This window comes from Candidatus Villigracilis sp. (assembly GCF_057083605.1).
The window spans coordinates 37350-53806 of record NZ_JBXMTI010000003.1 but is presented as its reverse complement, the minus strand read 5'-3'; the positions used below and the strand labels follow the sequence as shown (position 1 = coordinate 53806).

Here is a 16457-nt window from a genome sequence, read left to right as displayed (position 1 = left end):
CTTAAGATTTGCTTCCATGTTTGATCGGAGCGACGTGCTTATCGGCTTCGGAGTCTGTATAAAGCCAGCAGCGTACTTTATGTCCCTCAGCGATATCATCCAGTTCAGGGCGCCTGTCGGTGCAGATCGTTAAACCGTACTCAACACGCGACATGCAGCGAGGAGCAAAGCGACAGCCAGTAGGCAGATTTACCAAATTCGGAACAGAGCCGGGGATGACATCCAATCTTTCCCGGACTTCGCCAAGCACCGGGATCGAGCCGATCAAACCTTTGGTGTAAGGGTGAAGCGGACGATCAAACAGTGTTGCGACGGGAGACTGCTCAACGATCTCACCCGCATACATTACTGCCACACGGTCTGCCATTTCAGCGATCACACCAAGGTCATGAGTGATCAGGATCATGGCGGAACCCAACTGAGTACGCATATCGCGCATCAGATCGAGTATCTGAGCCTGGATTGTCACATCCAAAGCGGTTGTGGGTTCATCGGCAATCAACAAGTCTGGTACACAGGCAAGCGCCATGGCGATCATGACACGCTGTGCCATACCACCGGAAAGTTCATGTGGAAAAGATTCAGCGCGGCTTTCCGGTTCGGGGATACCCACTAATTTAAGTAACTCGACGGCTCGGTTTTTACCGGCTTCCTTACCAAAATCCTGGTGAATGTTGAGCACCTCGGAAATTTGATCACCTGCACGGAAAACAGGGTTAAGCGCAGATTGGGGCTGTTGGAAAATCATCGAAATGCGGTTACCACGAACCTGCATCATCTCTTCTTCAGTGGCTTTTACAAGATCCTTGCCATCGAAAAGTATTTCGCCTTCTTCAATTTTGCCGGGTACACTGATCAAACGCATGATCGAGAGGGACGTGACGCTTTTACCGCAGCCTGATTCACCGACGATTCCAAGAACTTCGCCATTATTAACTTCAAAACTGACGCCATCTACCGCGTGCACAACACCGTCTTCAGTATAAAAATAGGTTTTTAGATTGCGTACTTCGAGCAAAGGTTTTTGATTATTCGTTGCCACAGGTATCTCCAGAATTGAGATTTTTGACCGATTATAACTTCAAACGCGGGTCAAGCGCATCGCGCAGGCCATCCCCGATATAGTTGAAGGCGAGGGAACAGACAAAAATGGGAATGCCCGGCAGCAGCGGCAGCCAGGGTTTATCAAACATATAAGTCTGCGTGGCTGAGAGCATGTTCCCCCAGGTAGGAACCGGGTCTTGAATCCCAAAACCAAGAAAGGCGAGCGCGGCTTCTGCCACCACATACCCAGCGAGGTTTAAGGATGCATCAACGATGATCGGAGCCATGGCGTTGGGGATCATATGCTTCATAATGATCCAGATATTCGTGGCGCCAAGCGAACGAGATGCCTCAACGAATGTCTGCTCGCGCAGGGATAAAACCGTACCACGCATCAATTGTGCCGATGAGAGCCAGCCAAATCCAGCCAAAACGATAACAATTAATACTGCATTACGAGCATCTCTTGGGCTAAGAAGCATGATATTTCCCACAAAGCTCAACACCGATTCTGGAATGGGGATCAGGTCTTCATTTCGCAATAGCATGGAAGAGATGATCAGGAGCAGGGGCAATGTTGGAATGGTGAGCATGAATTCCACAAAGCGCATCAGGACCGCATCCACCCAGCGGCCATAAAACCCCGAGACCGCTCCCACCAAAACGCCGATGGTCTCAGAAATAAGCACGGAAAGCAGCGCCACTGTCAGTGAGATACGTCCTGCGTAAATCAATCGGGAAAAATAATCGCGCCCGATATTATCGGTTCCCAGGTAATGTACACGCCCCGTTGCTTCGTCCACACTTCCGAAAGGAATGAAATAATTGTTGACATCCAGTTCATCAACCTTGAAAGAGGTGATGTAAGGCGCCAGGATCGTTACGATGAAAATAATCACCATGACGGCCAGCGATACCATTGCGAGGCGATGACGCACAAACCGCCTCATCACAATCTGAAACGGGCTGCGTTCCTCGATGGTGACAGCTTCAGCATCAAGCTTATTTAATTGAGCTACAGTCATTGAAAAAATATCCTCAACGCTAGTTTAATCGAATGCGGGGATCCACAATCGTATATAGAATATCACGTAGTAGAGTTGCGATTACGGTTAGAACAGCCAGGATGAAGAAAATCGCCATCGCTACCGGATAATCATAATCTCCCAACGCGAGGATATACAGACGGCCCATTCCCGGCCAGGCAAAGATGCTTTCTGTAATGATCGCGCCGCTGAACAGGCCCGGTATTGTAAATACGACGATCGTAATAAATGGGATCAGCGCATTGCGCAGCGCGTGTTTCATGATGACGCTGATCTGACTCAATCCCTTCGCACGTGCTGTGCGGACGTAGTCCTGACGCAACACGTCTAACATGCTGGCACGAATAAAACGACTCCACCCGGCAATGTTGATCAACGTCAAAACAGTGACAGGTAATATCAAATGCAGAGTTCGGTCTTTCACTGAGCCTGCCACAACATCACCAATTAAGGGAATGGTGTAGTTACGCACAGATTCTGACAGACCGGCAGGGATGTAGGGCAGCCCTGCGCCTTTTGGAAGAATTGAAAACAATAGGATCAAAATTAAGCCAAAGAAGAAGCTGGGCATGGCCGACCCCATAAATGCGAGTGTTGTAAAAATATAATCAAACTTTGAATATTGGCGGACAGCCGAATAAATACCCAGCGGAATACCGATCACAAGAGATAAAAGTGTCTCAAGGCCGATCAATTGTAAAGTCTTGGATAGGCGGCTCTGGATCAGATCACTAACAGGACGATCACGTAAGATACGCCATGACAATCCGAAATCTCCCAAGAGAATGCCTCGGCTGGTCCGTCGACCAACCAGGTCTTTCATATAAACGTTTTCTTTACATCCAACTACTTGAATCTCGTATTGACCCCGTGAATTTAAAACTTCTGCCTCAAGCGGCTTGCGACAGCCCACTACTACATCAGCGAAATATTCATTTCCGCCAATCACCACAGGTCCGCGCGGTACACCGATCAACCAACGGGTAAAACGAACCGAAAGATTGAGATCCAACTCAAAGGAGGCACGGATGCGGGCTATATCTTCTTCTGTGATCTGAAACCGTCCAGATTGTTGGATTTGACGCAAGCCTGCCATGGGCCCCCCAGGTGCGAAACTCAACAGCACATAAGTGGCTACTGCTGAAATAAAAACCACCAAAATCGATTGCAAAATTCGACGGATCAGATACGCGGTCATGGCTTCTCCAAACTGAAGACAAAATAATTTCTTACTTACAAAGTTCCGCAAAAATTACCAAACTTATTTTTACTCATAATTTCGTTCAGAAAGTTTGGTAATTTATGTAACAAGCAGGTAATACTGGGGTAGGCATGTTTCCATGCCTACCCCATTTAACTCAACTTACTTTCAATAGACTAGCGGATGAACAACTGGACGTCGATGTGTTCCCAAGTGCCGCCGGCTTCGACGTAGGTGACGATATCGCCAGCATCTGCAGCAGCCTTCAAGGTCTCAGAAAGACCAGCGAGGGTGGTTGAATCCAGGATATCAACTTCACCGCCAAGCAGCAAGCCTTCAGCGCTTTCAGGGGTGATGATCTGGATTACCAGGTTCGGGGAGGCAGGAGCGCCACCGACCCAATTTTCGTTGGCAGCGAAGACCAGCTTCTCGCCCTTGACCCATTCAACGAGCTTGTAAGGACCATAGGCAAGAGGTGTCTCAGCTACGCGGGGATCGGTCGCCCAATCCGCGGCGGGAAGATCGCCCAACTGATGTGAAGGATAGATCGGCCAAACAGGAACGAAGTATAGCGGGTCCTGAACACCGGGGATCCAGGTCTGGACGTAACCAACAGCATCGGTCAGGAATTCGGCGCTGGCAGTCTTGTCACAGGTGATGAAGGAGGTTGCACCGGAGGCAGGATCGCAGGAGATGCTCTTGCCCAGTTCGAGATCGGCGCTGACAACGGGTTCACCATCTTCCCATTTCAGGCCGTCGATGATTTCGAAGCGGGAAACCAATTGCTTCATGGTGACGGTTCCACCGGTGAATTCAACTCTCTCACCAGCGGCGTTGTTGACGAATACGCCAGCGGCAAGTTCAACTACGTTGCCATCAGCATCAACAACCATCGTGCCTTCGGAAACCTCAACATCGTTATTGGTGGTTCCACCATTTTCGAGTGTCGGGAGTTCCTTGACCAGGGTCGCCTTGAAGTCATAATTCAAGTGGGTTTCCTGTGCAGGGCGGATGATCTGATAGGCAATGTTGGCTACGAAGGCATCTTCAACCAGGGTGAACAAGGAAGCAGGTTCCTGTGTAAAGCCGATGATGACGGTGTCTGAACCAGTCTTCGCCCATTCCTGTACATTGTAGTTGTAATATTCCTGTCCAGGAGCGGGAGCGAAACCGGTGATGTCAGCCTGGGTTGCGAAAGTTTCGGTGCGGTTGAAGAGCGGAATGCTGGGGACGTCCTTGGTGAATTCCTGTTGGACGATGGTGTAGGCAGCAATGCGGTCGTCTTTGATGAGGGTGTTGTTCGCCAGTTTGATGTTGGTGCTGGCGAGTTCATTACACCAACCCATGGCATTCTGACCTTCCCAACCATTTTCAGGAAGCGGGATCTGATCGCAGGCATACAGGGTCTGACCACCAGGATCAGCCTGACCAACCCATGCGAATGCGCCCAATTCATAGTCGCGGCGGGCGATACCAGTGGTATCACCGAACCACCAGGAGGCGGGAGCGTGGAGGCGGACGACGCGAACACCGCACTCAGCCATCTGAGCTTCCCAAATGGCAGCCCAGGTCTGGCGGAAAGCAGCGGAGGTGGTGGTGAATTTCAAGGAGAGTTCTTCACCGGCTTCGTTCGCGCGGAAGTCAGCGCCTTCAGCCAAGGTCCAGCCAGCTTCGTCAAGAAGGGCCTTGCCTTTTTCCTGATCGAATTCATAGATCGTTACGTTCTCATCGCCAGCGTAGGCCCAGTGAGCGCGCGGGATGAAAGTGTTCATGACCAATGAAGCCTGTTCTTCTTCGGTGAGAAGAGGATACACAGACTTGATCAAGTCAAGTTTGTTGGTGCAGTAGGACAGAGCCTGGCGCACACGCAAATCACCCAAGATCGGGTGAGGTGTGGTGAAGGAAGTCTGTTCAGCAGGAGCTTCTGTCGCAGGAGCTTCTGTCGCAACAGCTTCGGTTGCTTCAGGGGCTTCTGTTGCAGCGGGAGCTGCACCACCACAGGCGGCGAGGACAACACTGGCAATTACCAGCAAGCCCAAAACAAAGAACATACGGTTTCGTAACATGGTTTTTTCTCCTCCAAAGAAGAAAATATAGGGGGTTGATTTTTCGGACACGATTAAAACGTACGTTTTATCTATATCTCTTGCTGTACCACCTCCTCTATAACGATCTAAAAGGGGACTTGCAAACCAAAAAACAAGCAAAACAAATTATACCTAATTCTTTAGGTACGTCAACGTTCACACCCCGAGTATAAGATGTATAATCTTCTTTTCCATAGGAAACAGCACTCAAATCGACAAAAAACCCCTCTAGAGAACTGTTTTTAACTCCAATATTGGTCACAAATTTTGCTCCTATTGCGCGGCAAAATAATGTTGCGGACTGGATCTACCCCCGCCTCACCCCCAGCCGACAATTGATCCACATCGAAGGACAGAGTTTCACACTGAGATTTCATCGCCTTATTGGTAATCCCCACCGAAAGGTTTACTGGTTTATTAATCAAGCGATAAAATAAACCTCTCACACAAATATTTGTAGGGCGGGTTTGTAACCCGCCAAACTCATATTTCAAAGCAACGTCAGGCTGCAAGCCTGACCTACATGCGACTTTCGCAAGAGGCTAATAGAATTCAACCACAAAGGTATGAGGTGTATAGCATGCTAAAAGAGTTTAGAGAATTCGTCATGCGCGGAAATGTTCTGGATTTGGCCGTGGGTGTGATCATTGGCGGCGCGTTCGGGAAGATCGTCGGCTCCCTCGTCAATGACATCCTCATGCCGCTGATCGGCTTAGCCGTGGGCGGGATCAATTTCAGTGAACAGACTTTCATCGTTGGTGCGGCCGTTATCAATTGGGGAGTCTTTCTCCAAACCATTGTTGACTTTCTCATAATCGCATTTGTCATCTTCATTTTCGTTAAGTCAGCTAATAAATTGAAGAAAACTCCCACACCCGCTGACCCCGTCACCAAGGAATGCCCGTATTGCTTCAGTGTTATTTCCATCAAAGCCACGCGCTGCCCAAACTGCACATCTGAATTGAAAGCATAACGTAGGTCACACTTTTAACGTGACACACACCTAACAACGAAACATGGCAGGTTTTTAACCTGCCATACTTTCCACTTTCTCTGGCGAGGGCATTGCCCTCGCCTTACCATTTATAATACCTCCACCATGGATTTTCTAAACAAACTCAACCCACAACAACGAAAAGCTGTCACAGCGGCGGATGGACCCATTTTGGTCGTGGCAGGCCCGGGGTCAGGCAAGACGCGGGTGCTCACACAGCGTATCGCCTATCTGATCGCGAATGAAGGCGTCCGCCCGTGGCAGATCCTTGCGGTCACCTTCACCAATAAAGCTGCCAGGGAAATGGATCAGCGCGTGAAGGCGATGTTAAATGAACAAGCCATCGAAGGCATGATGCTGGGAACTTTTCACTCGATCTGCGCACGGATTCTGCGGCGTGAGGCCGAGCATCTTCCGCTCGAATCTAATTTCGTGATCTTCGATTCCGACGACCAGGAAAGGATCGTCAAAACAATTATTCGCGAGCTTAATTTGAACGAAAAGTTATATCGCGCCGCCAGCATTCACGCCTCCATTTCACGCGCAAAGAACGAACTCATCGGCGCGGACGAGTACCCGATCAACACCTATCGCGATGAAGTCGTAAAACGGATTTACGTTGAATATCAAAAACGACTGATCGCAAATAACGCCGTAGATTTTGACGACCTGTTGGTTTATACCGCCCGCCTGCTTGAAGACCTGCCCACCGTGCGTGACAAATACGCGCAGAGATTCCGCCATGTGCTGGTGGATGAATTCCAGGATACGAACCTGGCGCAGTACGCTTTGGTGAGACACCTCGCTTCACATCATAAAAATATTTTCTGTGTGGGTGATCCTGATCAATCAGTGTATGCATGGCGGGGCGCAGACTATCGCAACCTCCAGCGCTTTGAACAGGATTTCCCAGACGCCCAAATGATTCTGCTGGAACAGAATTATCGTTCACACCAAAACATCCTGGATGTTGCCACAGGCGTAATTGACCGCGCACACAATCGCAAGAAGAAACGCCTGTTTAGTGACCGCGGCGCGGGCGAAAAAATATTCTTCTACGAAGCACGAGATGATTATAGTGAAGCTGCTTTCGTAGTGGATACCATCGCACAGCTTGTCTTGAGCAAACAATTTGAGCCCGGTGACTGCGCGGTCATGTATCGTACCAACGCCATGTCCCGTTTAATTGAAGAAGCCTTTTTGCAGGCACGTCTCCCATATAAACTCGTCGGCGCGCAAAGGTTTTATGGACGCCGCGAAGTTAAGGACGTCGTAGCTTTTATGCGCCTCGTCCATAACCCCGCCGATGAAGCCGCGCTCGGACGAATCATCAACGTCCCACCGCGCGGCATCGGAGAAAAGACTCTCACCACACTTCATATGGTGGCGCGTCAAAATGAAACCAGCCCCGGTGCAGTTCTGCTTGACCTCGCACGCGGCGCAGAGTCACCTTTTTACAAATCCTTCACGGGCCGCGCCGCCTTGCCTCTTGCAGACTTCGGCGGTATGCTCGCCAATTGGCACGCCATGGCTCCCACCGCCACAACGGTTGAATTATTTGAACGCATCGTAAAAGATATCAATTACAAAGAATTCATTTTGGAAGATGACACTGAAGAAAACGCAGACCGCTGGGAAAACGTGCAAGAGTTAAAACGCCTCGCAATCGAATACTCCACCCGTACGTTGGATGAATTTCTTGAGAACATCGCACTCGTTGCAGATCAAGATACCATCACCGATGCCAACGCTCCCACCCTGCTCACACTTCATGCTGCAAAGGGCCTTGAATTTGGCGCAGTCTTCATCGTCGGGCTGGATGACGGTATCATTCCTCACAGCCGTTCCTTTGATGAGCCCGAACAGATGGAGGAAGAACGACGCCTCTTTTATGTCGGCATCACCCGCGCCAAAGATCGCCTGTATCTCCTGCGTGCCATTCAACGCGGCGGGCGCGGCATGAGCGAAGAAACTTATCCCTCGCGTTTTATGGATGACATCCCTGCAGATATGCTGGTCGGCAAGACCCGCACAGGACGTCCCATGCGAGGTGCGCCATTGGATACAAAATGGTCGCTTCCCTCCGCGCCGCGAACTGCTTCTGTTACGATCAGCAAATACAAAGCTGGGACTCGCGTCAAGCATCCGCTCTGGAACGAAGGCATCGTCCTCGACAGCCGCATGCAAGACGGCGACGAGATCGTGGATGTGGTCTTTGAGTCCGTTGGCATTAAAAGATTAGCTGCAAGTTTGGCGAATTTAACGATTATATAATCTGCTCAAGCGCCGTCCTCGGCGCGACTTTTGCAAGTTAATTTATTCTGCAAAAGCCATTTGCCGAGGACGGCAAAGGGAGCAACAATAATAAGAGCATAAAAATCAACCATGACATTTTCCTCTTTCCACGACCCAACCCATTTATATTTCATCACCGCATCCATTGTGGAATGGAAAAATCTGTTTATCACTCCTGAATATATCAATGTCCCCCTAAATTCTTTCGCATGGATGCAGGAACAAAAACGAATTCTATTATTTGCATTTGTCATCATGCCAACTCATCTTCATATGGTCATAAAACCTGAAAGCACGCCAATCGGGGATATTGTTCAACAATTCGGCTCATTTACAGCACATGAAATTTTGAAAAAACTGCGGGAGAATAAACAGAAGGCTTTATTAGAAGTGTTTCAACAAAAGAAGCGTGACTCAAGGCACGAGCATAGTATCTGGCAGGATATTCAAGCCAAGAATATTTATTCAATGGACTTTTTATGGCAAAAGATGGAATATATTCATCAAAACCCAATAGCAAAAAATTGGGAATTAGTGGAGGACAGGGCAGACTATGTTTATTCCAGCGCAGGATATTACGATCTTGGAAGAAAACCTGTAATTCCAATTACTGATATAAATAAATGGCTTACATCAAACCCTTCCGCCGAGGACGGCGGAAGGAGCATAGATAAATAATGGAGTTCCCCATGCAATACACCAACCTCGGCAAAACTGGATTAAAGGTCTCGCGCTTATGTTTAGGCATGATGACCTATGGCTCAAAGAAATGGCGTGAGTGGGTATTAGATGAAGAACAGGCCAAACCATTCGTGAAACGCGCCTTGGATGCTGGCATTAACTTCTTCGATACAGCAGATGTCTATTCAATCGGAGAAAGCGAACGCGTGACGGGCAATCTGCTCAAAGGGATCAAACGCGAAAATATCGTTGTCGCTACAAAGGTCTACCAGCCAATGAGCGACGATGTAAATGACCGCGGACTTTCCCGCAAGCACATCATGGATTCGATAGACAACTCCCTCAAACGGCTACAAATGGATTACGTGGACTTGTACCAAATCCATCGCTGGGATTACAACACACCCATCGAAGAGACGATGGAAGCATTGAACGATGTTGTCCGTGCGGGGAAAGCTCGTTATATTGGCGCATCATCCATGTTTGCATGGCAATTCATGAAGGCATTACATGTTTCAGAGATGAACGGCTGGTCGAAATTTATATCGATGCAGAATCACTATAACCTTGTCTACCGCGAGGAAGAGCGCGAGATGATTCCACTTTGTTTAGATCAAGGCATCGGCTTAATTCCGTGGAGCCCCATGGCTCGCGGATTCTTCGCGGGCAACCGTAAACGTGGCGGAGGCGGCGAGACAACTCGCGCAAAGAATGATCCATTCGCGGATCAGTTATATTTCCGCGATGAAGATTTTGTGATTGCAGATCGCGTGGCGGAGGCGGCAAAGAGTCACAGCGTAACGGCTTCGCAGGTGGCACTGGCCTGGGTGTTGAGCAAACCATCTATCGCTGCACCCATTATCGGGTCAAGCAAGATCGAGCATTTGGATCAGGCTATTGCCGCGTTGGATGTCAAACTATCTGAAGAAGAAATAAAACAGCTTGAAGAGTCATATCAACCACATCCGATATTGGGGCATTCTTAAGTGTTCTATCGCCTGCTATATCTTGGCTTTAAAATTTATTGTTTTATCTTCCGCCCTGTCCGCATGGGGGTGCGGGTGATGATGTTACAAAACGATGAAGTATGGCTTGTGCGACACACCTACCTGCCCGGATGGTATCTGCCCGGCGGCGGATTGAAACGTAACGAGACTCTTGAGCAAGCTGCGCGCCGTGAAGTGCGTGAAGAGATCGGCGCCGAGATGAAGGAAATGAATTTGATAGGTGTATTTACAAGTTTCGCCCAATGGAAGACCGATCATACAGTTGTATTTTTATGCAGGAACTTTAAAAGAACGGGAAAGTCAGACGGCGAAATCGCAGAAGTGCGCGCGCTCCCATTAAATGATCTGCCTGATAATGTTTATTCCCTCCATCGCCGCCTGCTTGAGAAATTCCGAGCCGGGAAGGAACAGCCGATTTTAGGGGAATGGTGACAATTTTGAAAGGCACTATCTTTCAGGAATTTGCAGACGGTATAATACAATTCTCACAGAAATATCATTAGCATTGATGGATAATTAAACCATGACAAGTGAAACCTTGAAGATCGTTATCCCAATGGCAGGCTGGGGCACGCGTATGAGACCCCACACTTGGAGCAAGCCCAAGCCGCTGGTCAGCGTGGCGGGCAAAACATCCCTTGAACATTTGCTTGATATGTTCAAGACCCTGCCTGACCCTGAAAACACAGAGTATATTTTTATTGTGGGGCCTTATCTGGGTGAGATGCAGATACCTCCCTTCATTAAAGAGTATTACCCGAATCTGAAGGCGCAGTATGTTGTACAGCACGAGATGAAGGGACAATCTCACGCGCTTGCGCTTTCCCGCGAGTATCTACACGGCCCGATGATCATTTGTTTTTCAGACACACTTATGGAAACAGACTTCTCCTTCCTCTCAACCGAGCCATCGGACGGTGTGGCCTGGGTCATGCCAGTCGATGACCCACGTCGGTTTGGCGTAGCGGAGGAGGGCAAAGATGGCTGGGTGAAGCGATTTATCGAGAAACCGCAGAGTATGGATAATAACCTTGTAGTAGTTGGGTGTTACTATTTAAACAGCGCAGAGAGATTACTGGCCGCGATAGACAACCAAATGAAACGCGGCGTAATGCTGAAGAATGAATATTTCCTGACGGATGCCATTTCCATTATGATCGAAAGCGGAGCGAAAATCCGCACGAACAAGATCAGTACCTGGCTGGATACAGGAACCATCGAAGCGACATTGGATACGAATAAAATTTTGTTGGAGAAGATCGGTTCAAACGTTTCAATGTTCAAACGTTCAAACGTTGAGATTATAGAACCTGTATCCGTCCATGAAAGCGCTGAGATCAGCAATTCAAAAATTGGGCCTTATGCTTCCATTGGTGCAAACTGTAAGATAGAAAACTGCCAGATCGCAGAAAGCATTCTCGAAGCGGATTGCGAGATCAAGGATGCGGCGTTGAGTCGCTCGTTGATCGGCAGGCAGGCAAAGGTTAAGGCAAGAGGCGATGGTCAGATCATGCAGTTGAATCTTGGTGATACGAGTTCCATCACTTTGTGAGCTATGGAATCAGTTGAATGTCGTTCGGATACGGAATATGCGGAGCGGCCCCTTTCATTAATATGGATGGGACACCGTTATGAAATTGCGGAGATCATTTCGCGCTGGCGCGGCCCGGGTGAAAAAGGTTTTCGTGTAAAAACAGTGAATGGTCTTGCTTTTGAATTGACGTATCAGGAATTGTCAGATGATTGGCACGTACAAAATATTTAGGAGGCTCAATGCAGGAAATTGGTGAAGTACAAAGACTTTCAAAACGTGTGGCAGGATTAAAGCCCAGCGGCATCCGCAAGTTTTTCGATATTGCCGCGACCATGAAGGATGTGATCTCGTTGGGAATCGGTGAGCCAGATTTCACGACTCCCAAACCGATCCTCGATGCGGGTATTCGCTCATTGCAAAACGGTGAGACGCATTACACATCCAATCATGGCAAGATCGAATTGCGCCAGGGTATTGCAGATAATTTGCAAAAATTATACAAAGTGAAATATGACGCCGCAACCGAGATCGTTGCAACGGTTGGTGTTTCGGAGGCGTTGTATCTCACCTTTACTGCAATCCTGAATCCCGGGGATGAAGTCATCATCCCCACACCCTGTTTTGTTTCGTATCAAGCAGAGGTCATTCTTGCAGGCGGCGTGCCGATTGAAATTCCTGCGCGCCTGGAAAATAATTTCACCATCGACCCGGATGACATCCGTAAGGCCATCACACCGCGCACGAAGGTTATCTTTATCGGTTACCCATCCAACCCAACGGGCGCAGTGGCTCCACGTGAAGTGATGCTGGAGATCGGCAGGATTGCTGAACAATATGATCTGATTGTTGTTTCAGATGAAATCTATGACCGCCTCGTATATGATTTTGAACATGTCTGCTTCCCTGCTTTGGATGAAAACCTGAGACGCCGCACCGTTTTGCTCGGCGGTTTCTCAAAGGATTATGCGATGACGGGCTGGCGTATCGGTTATGCCTGCGGGCCAACAGATATTATTCAGGGCATGGTGCGCATCCATCAATACACCATCATGTCTGCACCCACCACCGCGCAGGATGCCGCCATCGAAGCTTTGAAGACGGGCGAACCCTACGTGATGGAAATGGTGACTGAATATGACCGCCGCCGCAAACTTTTAGTAGCTGGATTAAACCGCCTCGGTCTTTCGACCTTTGAGCCGCTCGGCGCTTTTTATACCTTTCCCAACATCCAGGCCTCTGGCATGGACGATGAAACTTTCTGCCAAAAATTATTGGAAGAGGAACACGTGGCAATAGTGCCAGGCAACTCCTTCGGCCCTGGCGGAGAAGGTTTCGTGCGAGCCTGTTATGCAACTGCTTATGAAAAGATAGAAGAAGCCCTTTTGCGAATGGAAAGATTTATGAGCAGGCACGGATAATGCTCGAAGGCAGGGCGCACACCCCAGTCTCAAAAAAAGGTGCGCGCCCTTTTTGGTTTTTACGGGCAACTTGACAAGGATAACGGCGGAAGAATGAAGATCGTCACGAATTTGGAAAAAGCGGGGAAACCATTTTGGATATTGACGGGGAGTATCCTTTTATACGGCGTCGCCATCCTTGACTATGCTACGGGGGCACAGCTTTCCATCTCCCTTTTCTATTTATTGCCGATCCTTGTGCTGGCATGGGGGCTCAAAGGCAATGCCGGGATTGCAGCAGCCTTTATCAGCACTGGCATATGGTTATTGATCGAGCTCCTATCCGGGAGTGACTATTCAAATATTTTCATTTCAATGTGGAATGCCATCATCCGCCTTGGCTTCTTTTTATTCCCTGCCCTGCTCCTAAGAAACCTGGAGAGGGAAAAAGCACATGCCCGCACTGATTTTCTGACCCAGGCATTCAATAATCGCGTCTTCAGTGAACTGGCTGAGATAGAACGTGAGCGCTCCATCAGATACCAGCATCCTTTCACTATTGCATTTATTGACCTTGATAATTTCAAAACCATCAACGATACATTCGGCCACACCTTTGGTGACACAATCCTTCGAAGCATTGCAACCAGCATCAAAGAGAATTTACGGAAGACTGATATTGTCGCCCGCGTGGGCGGCGATGAATTCGCCATCCTGCTGCCTGAGACCGGGGAAGAGGCGGCAAAAATTGCCATCCCAAACATGCAAAAAAAGCTAATGGAAGAGATGCTAAAGAACAAATGGCCGGTAACCTTTAGTACCGGTGTGGTAACGTTGAACGATCAAAAACCCTCCGTCGATGAAATCCTTGGGATTGCAGACCGGATGATGTACATGGTAAAGAATAATGGCAAAAACGACATAAAGTATGCCACGCGATGAAAAGATATTGCAATTCAAAAATAAGAATCAAAAAAGCTCCCCGAAACTTTCGTCTCGGGGAGCTTTTGGTATTCAGTTTGAATTAGCTGACAACGGTTACGTTGCTAGCCTGCGGGCCCTTGGGGCCTGCTTCAACCGTGAATTCAACCTTCTGGCCTTCTTCGAGGTTTTTGAAACCATCGCCCTGAATGGCGGAGAAATGCACGAAAACATCTGCGCCACCATCACGAGCAAGAAAGCCATAGCCCTTGCTGCCGTTGAACCACTTGACTGTACCTGAAATACGTTCTGACATTGTTTGCCTCCTTTGGCAAAAAAGAAATTTGGAGGACCCGGTCCTTTCGCCAGAACAGATAAAACAAAACGGCTCATGGATTTGAACCCATGAGCCGATGGTAGTACTTCCAAAGCGAACTTACTGGTATCCGTAAGCGCCAACTTTATCACGCGTACGTGTAAGTGTCAATGAAATTTTACGATTTCGCTAGGCTGAATTTGTCCTTGCCAATGCGGTAGTTGCCGTTATGCTTTAACACTTTTTCAACCAACTCCAGGGGCACATCCACATACGTAAAACGGTCTTCGATGCGGATCTTGCCAATAGAACTGCCGGGGATATCGGCATGATGCGCAATGGTTCCCACAATATCATTCGGGCGGACCCCATGTTCCTTGCCTTTATTCATCTTCAAGCGGATCATCCCAGCCTCGTGCGATATGCGCTTATTACCGGCATCGCTTCTCCCCTTGACCTGAAACCTGCTGCTTCGTCCATATTCACGTTCGCCACGCTGAGGGCGACTCTCGACCACTGCATCCACAACATTCGCCACAGGGCGCTGCTTCTCGCCAGCGCGGGATAACTTCAGCGCGGCAGCGGCGATCTCCATCGGGTCGTGGCCATCCTCCACTAAACGGGCAACGATCTCACGCTCCTGTTGGAAACGTCCACGGCCAAGCCAGATCTTCATTTGCTCCAGCAATAGATTCTCGCGGCGCTGATTAATTTCCTGGGCAGTGGGAAGTTTCGCCAGTGTGAGTACCTGTTTGGTCATCGATTCGATCTCGCGCAGACGACGCTTTTCGCGCGGCGCAAATAATGAAATGGCAATGCCTGTCTTGCCTGCGCGCCCCGTTCGCCCGATACGATGGACATATACTTCGGCATCATCAGGCAGGTGATAGTTGAAGACGTGTGAAATATTGTCAATATCCAGACCGCGCGCGGCAACATCGGTGGCGACCAATACTTTGATCTGCCCCGAGCGGAATCTGCCGAGGATCTGTTCGCGTGCATTTTGCTCGAGATCGCCGTTCAAGGCTTCGGCGGGGAATCCGCGTGAGGAAAGCTGGCTGGCCAGTTGACCCGTTTCAACACGGGTACGGACGAAGATCAAAGCGCTGGTGATCGGTTCCACTTCAAAAAGATTTGTCAACGCTGCTAATTTATCCCCCTCGTGGACCAGGTAATAGCGTTGCTCGGTCCCTGAAAGAGTAAGAGTCGCCTTTTTAATGGTAACAGATTGGGGGTCACGCATGAAACGGTCTGCAAGGTGGCGAATGCGCACGGGCAGAGTGGCGCTAAATAGTGAGGTCTGTCTTGTGGAGGGAGTCGCAGAGAGGATTTCCTCAACAGGTTCAATGAAACCCATGTTGAGCATTTCGTCGGCTTCGTCCAGCACTACGGTTTTGATAGCGCTCAGGTCGAGCACTTTGCGCTCCATCAGATCAATGATGCGGCCGGGAGTGCCAACCACAATATCCACGCCGCGTTTGAGCTGGTTGACCTGCGGCCCATAAGGCTGGCCGCCATAAACAGCCAACACGCGCACCTTAAGATGCTTGCCATAATCGTTCATGGCAGCGGCAACTTGAAGCGCAAGCTCGCGCGTGGGAGCAAGCACCAGGGCTTGTGGCAGTCGTTGATGAATATAGTTGTTGAGAATGGGGAGAGCGAAGGCTGCGGTTTTGCCCGTTCCTGTTTGGGCCTGGCCCACAACATCCACACCTGTGAGCATGAGGGGGATCATGCCAGATTGAATAGCGGTGGGTGTTACATAGCCAAGGTCGGTTATGGCCTGCATCAACTCTGGACGCAGGTTTAAAGAAGTAAATTCGGTTGTCATCTTTTCCTTTTCGATATGTCATTGCGAAGGCGTTCTTGTTCTTCGCCTGAAGCAATCTCCAACTTTATGGGAGATCGCTTCGTCGGGAAGAGCACCCTCCTCG

General features: G+C 49.2%; 16 protein-coding genes. 9 read left to right on the top strand and 7 right to left on the bottom strand.

Annotation, left to right across the window (positions count from 1 at the left end):
* Position 1 precedes the first annotated feature (1 nt).
* From AC14M5_RS00780 to AC14M5_RS00765, 4 genes are all read right to left on the bottom strand, one after another.
* On the bottom strand, positions 2-1042 hold the full coding sequence (locus AC14M5_RS00780) for an ABC transporter ATP-binding protein (RefSeq protein WP_484027710.1): 1041 nt from the start codon (positions 1040-1042) through the stop codon (positions 2-4).
* A 31-nt stretch (positions 1043-1073) separates the two neighbouring features.
* The gene (locus AC14M5_RS00775; RefSeq protein ID WP_484027709.1) at positions 1074-2069 is read right to left on the bottom strand and encodes an ABC transporter permease; all 996 of its coding nucleotides are present in this window, start codon (positions 2067-2069) and stop codon (positions 1074-1076) included.
* A gap of 19 nt (positions 2070-2088) precedes the next feature.
* Positions 2089-3288, bottom strand: a complete 1200-nt coding sequence (locus AC14M5_RS00770) for an ABC transporter permease (protein WP_484027708.1) — start codon at positions 3286-3288, stop codon at positions 2089-2091.
* Between the two features lie 179 nt (positions 3289-3467).
* On the bottom strand, positions 3468-5357 hold the full coding sequence (locus AC14M5_RS00765; RefSeq protein ID WP_484027707.1) for an ABC transporter substrate-binding protein: 1890 nt from the start codon (positions 5355-5357) through the stop codon (positions 3468-3470).
* 601 nt (positions 5358-5958) lie between these two features.
* Between AC14M5_RS00765 and mscL the strand changes: the two genes are divergently transcribed.
* Both mscL and AC14M5_RS00755 read left to right on the top strand, forming a co-directional pair.
* Positions 5959-6351, top strand: a complete 393-nt coding sequence (gene mscL, locus AC14M5_RS00760) for a large conductance mechanosensitive channel protein MscL (protein ID WP_484027706.1) — start codon at positions 5959-5961, stop codon at positions 6349-6351.
* 126 nt (positions 6352-6477) lie between these two features.
* Positions 6478-8646, top strand: coding sequence for an ATP-dependent helicase (locus AC14M5_RS00755; RefSeq protein WP_484027705.1), 2169 nt, complete (start codon positions 6478-6480; stop codon positions 8644-8646).
* A gap of 5 nt (positions 8647-8651) precedes the next feature.
* Here the strand turns inward: AC14M5_RS00755 and AC14M5_RS00750 are convergent, their stop codons facing one another.
* Positions 8652-8801 (bottom strand): hypothetical protein, encoded by a 150-nt coding sequence (locus AC14M5_RS00750; protein WP_484027704.1) that lies wholly within the window; start codon positions 8799-8801, stop codon positions 8652-8654.
* 13 nt (positions 8802-8814) lie between these two features.
* Here AC14M5_RS00750 and AC14M5_RS00745 point away from each other — a divergent pair, with 13 nt between their 5' ends.
* From AC14M5_RS00745 to AC14M5_RS00715, 7 genes are all read left to right on the top strand, one after another.
* Positions 8815-9345: a transposase gene (locus AC14M5_RS00745; RefSeq protein ID WP_484027703.1), complete on the top strand. Its 531-nt coding sequence runs from the start codon at positions 8815-8817 to the stop codon at positions 9343-9345.
* 11 nt (positions 9346-9356) lie between these two features.
* On the top strand, positions 9357-10334 hold the full coding sequence (locus AC14M5_RS00740; protein WP_484027702.1) for an aldo/keto reductase: 978 nt from the start codon (positions 9357-9359) through the stop codon (positions 10332-10334).
* Positions 10335-10397: 63 nt separating this feature from the next.
* On the top strand, positions 10398-10787 hold the full coding sequence (locus AC14M5_RS00735; RefSeq protein WP_484027734.1) for an NUDIX domain-containing protein: 390 nt from the start codon (positions 10398-10400) through the stop codon (positions 10785-10787).
* 91 nt (positions 10788-10878) lie between these two features.
* Positions 10879-11907: a sugar phosphate nucleotidyltransferase gene (locus tag AC14M5_RS00730; RefSeq protein WP_484027701.1), complete on the top strand. Its 1029-nt coding sequence runs from the start codon at positions 10879-10881 to the stop codon at positions 11905-11907.
* Positions 11908-11910: 3 nt separating this feature from the next.
* On the top strand, positions 11911-12120 hold the full coding sequence (locus AC14M5_RS00725) for a hypothetical protein (protein ID WP_484027700.1): 210 nt from the start codon (positions 11911-11913) through the stop codon (positions 12118-12120).
* 8 nt (positions 12121-12128) lie between these two features.
* The gene (locus AC14M5_RS00720) at positions 12129-13307 is read left to right on the top strand and encodes a pyridoxal phosphate-dependent aminotransferase (protein WP_484027699.1); all 1179 of its coding nucleotides are present in this window, start codon (positions 12129-12131) and stop codon (positions 13305-13307) included.
* A 93-nt stretch (positions 13308-13400) separates the two neighbouring features.
* Complete coding sequence (locus AC14M5_RS00715) at positions 13401-14228, top strand: GGDEF domain-containing protein (RefSeq protein WP_484027698.1); 828 nt, start codon at positions 13401-13403, stop codon at positions 14226-14228.
* An 82-nt stretch (positions 14229-14310) separates the two neighbouring features.
* On the opposite strand, the gene AC14M5_RS00710 is transcribed toward AC14M5_RS00715, so the two are convergent.
* On the bottom strand, positions 14311-14523 hold the full coding sequence (locus AC14M5_RS00710; protein ID WP_484027697.1) for a cold-shock protein: 213 nt from the start codon (positions 14521-14523) through the stop codon (positions 14311-14313).
* A 178-nt stretch (positions 14524-14701) separates the two neighbouring features.
* On the bottom strand, positions 14702-16354 hold the full coding sequence (locus AC14M5_RS00705) for a DEAD/DEAH box helicase (protein ID WP_484027695.1): 1653 nt from the start codon (positions 16352-16354) through the stop codon (positions 14702-14704).
* Positions 16355-16457: the final 103 nt, after the last annotated feature.

Bases quoted from the DNA above. Each gene is read 5' to 3' on its own strand.
- AC14M5_RS00770 (WP_484027708.1), bottom strand. From the start codon at position 3,288: ATGACCGCGTATCTGATCCGTCGAATTTTGCAATCGATTTTGGTGGTT.
- AC14M5_RS00750 (WP_484027704.1), bottom strand. From the start codon at position 8,801: ATGAAATATAAATGGGTTGGGTCGTGGAAAGAGGAAAATGTCATGGTT.
- AC14M5_RS00775 (WP_484027709.1), bottom strand. From the start codon at position 2,069: ATGACTGTAGCTCAATTAAATAAGCTTGATGCTGAAGCTGTCACCATC.
- AC14M5_RS00710 (WP_484027697.1), bottom strand. From the start codon at position 14,523: ATGTCAGAACGTATTTCAGGTACAGTCAAGTGGTTCAACGGCAGCAAG.
- AC14M5_RS00740 (WP_484027702.1), top strand. From the start codon at position 9,357: ATGCAATACACCAACCTCGGCAAAACTGGATTAAAGGTCTCGCGCTTA.
- AC14M5_RS00755 (WP_484027705.1), top strand. From the start codon at position 6,478: ATGGATTTTCTAAACAAACTCAACCCACAACAACGAAAAGCTGTCACA.
- AC14M5_RS00715 (WP_484027698.1), top strand. From the start codon at position 13,401: ATGAAGATCGTCACGAATTTGGAAAAAGCGGGGAAACCATTTTGGATA.
- AC14M5_RS00705 (WP_484027695.1), bottom strand. From the start codon at position 16,354: ATGACAACCGAATTTACTTCTTTAAACCTGCGTCCAGAGTTGATGCAG.
- mscL (WP_484027706.1), top strand. From the start codon at position 5,959: ATGCTAAAAGAGTTTAGAGAATTCGTCATGCGCGGAAATGTTCTGGAT.
- AC14M5_RS00725 (WP_484027700.1), top strand. From the start codon at position 11,911: ATGGAATCAGTTGAATGTCGTTCGGATACGGAATATGCGGAGCGGCCC.
- AC14M5_RS00730 (WP_484027701.1), top strand. From the start codon at position 10,879: ATGACAAGTGAAACCTTGAAGATCGTTATCCCAATGGCAGGCTGGGGC.
- AC14M5_RS00765 (WP_484027707.1), bottom strand. From the start codon at position 5,357: ATGTTACGAAACCGTATGTTCTTTGTTTTGGGCTTGCTGGTAATTGCC.
- AC14M5_RS00720 (WP_484027699.1), top strand. From the start codon at position 12,129: ATGCAGGAAATTGGTGAAGTACAAAGACTTTCAAAACGTGTGGCAGGA.
- AC14M5_RS00735 (WP_484027734.1), top strand. From the start codon at position 10,398: ATGGGGGTGCGGGTGATGATGTTACAAAACGATGAAGTATGGCTTGTG.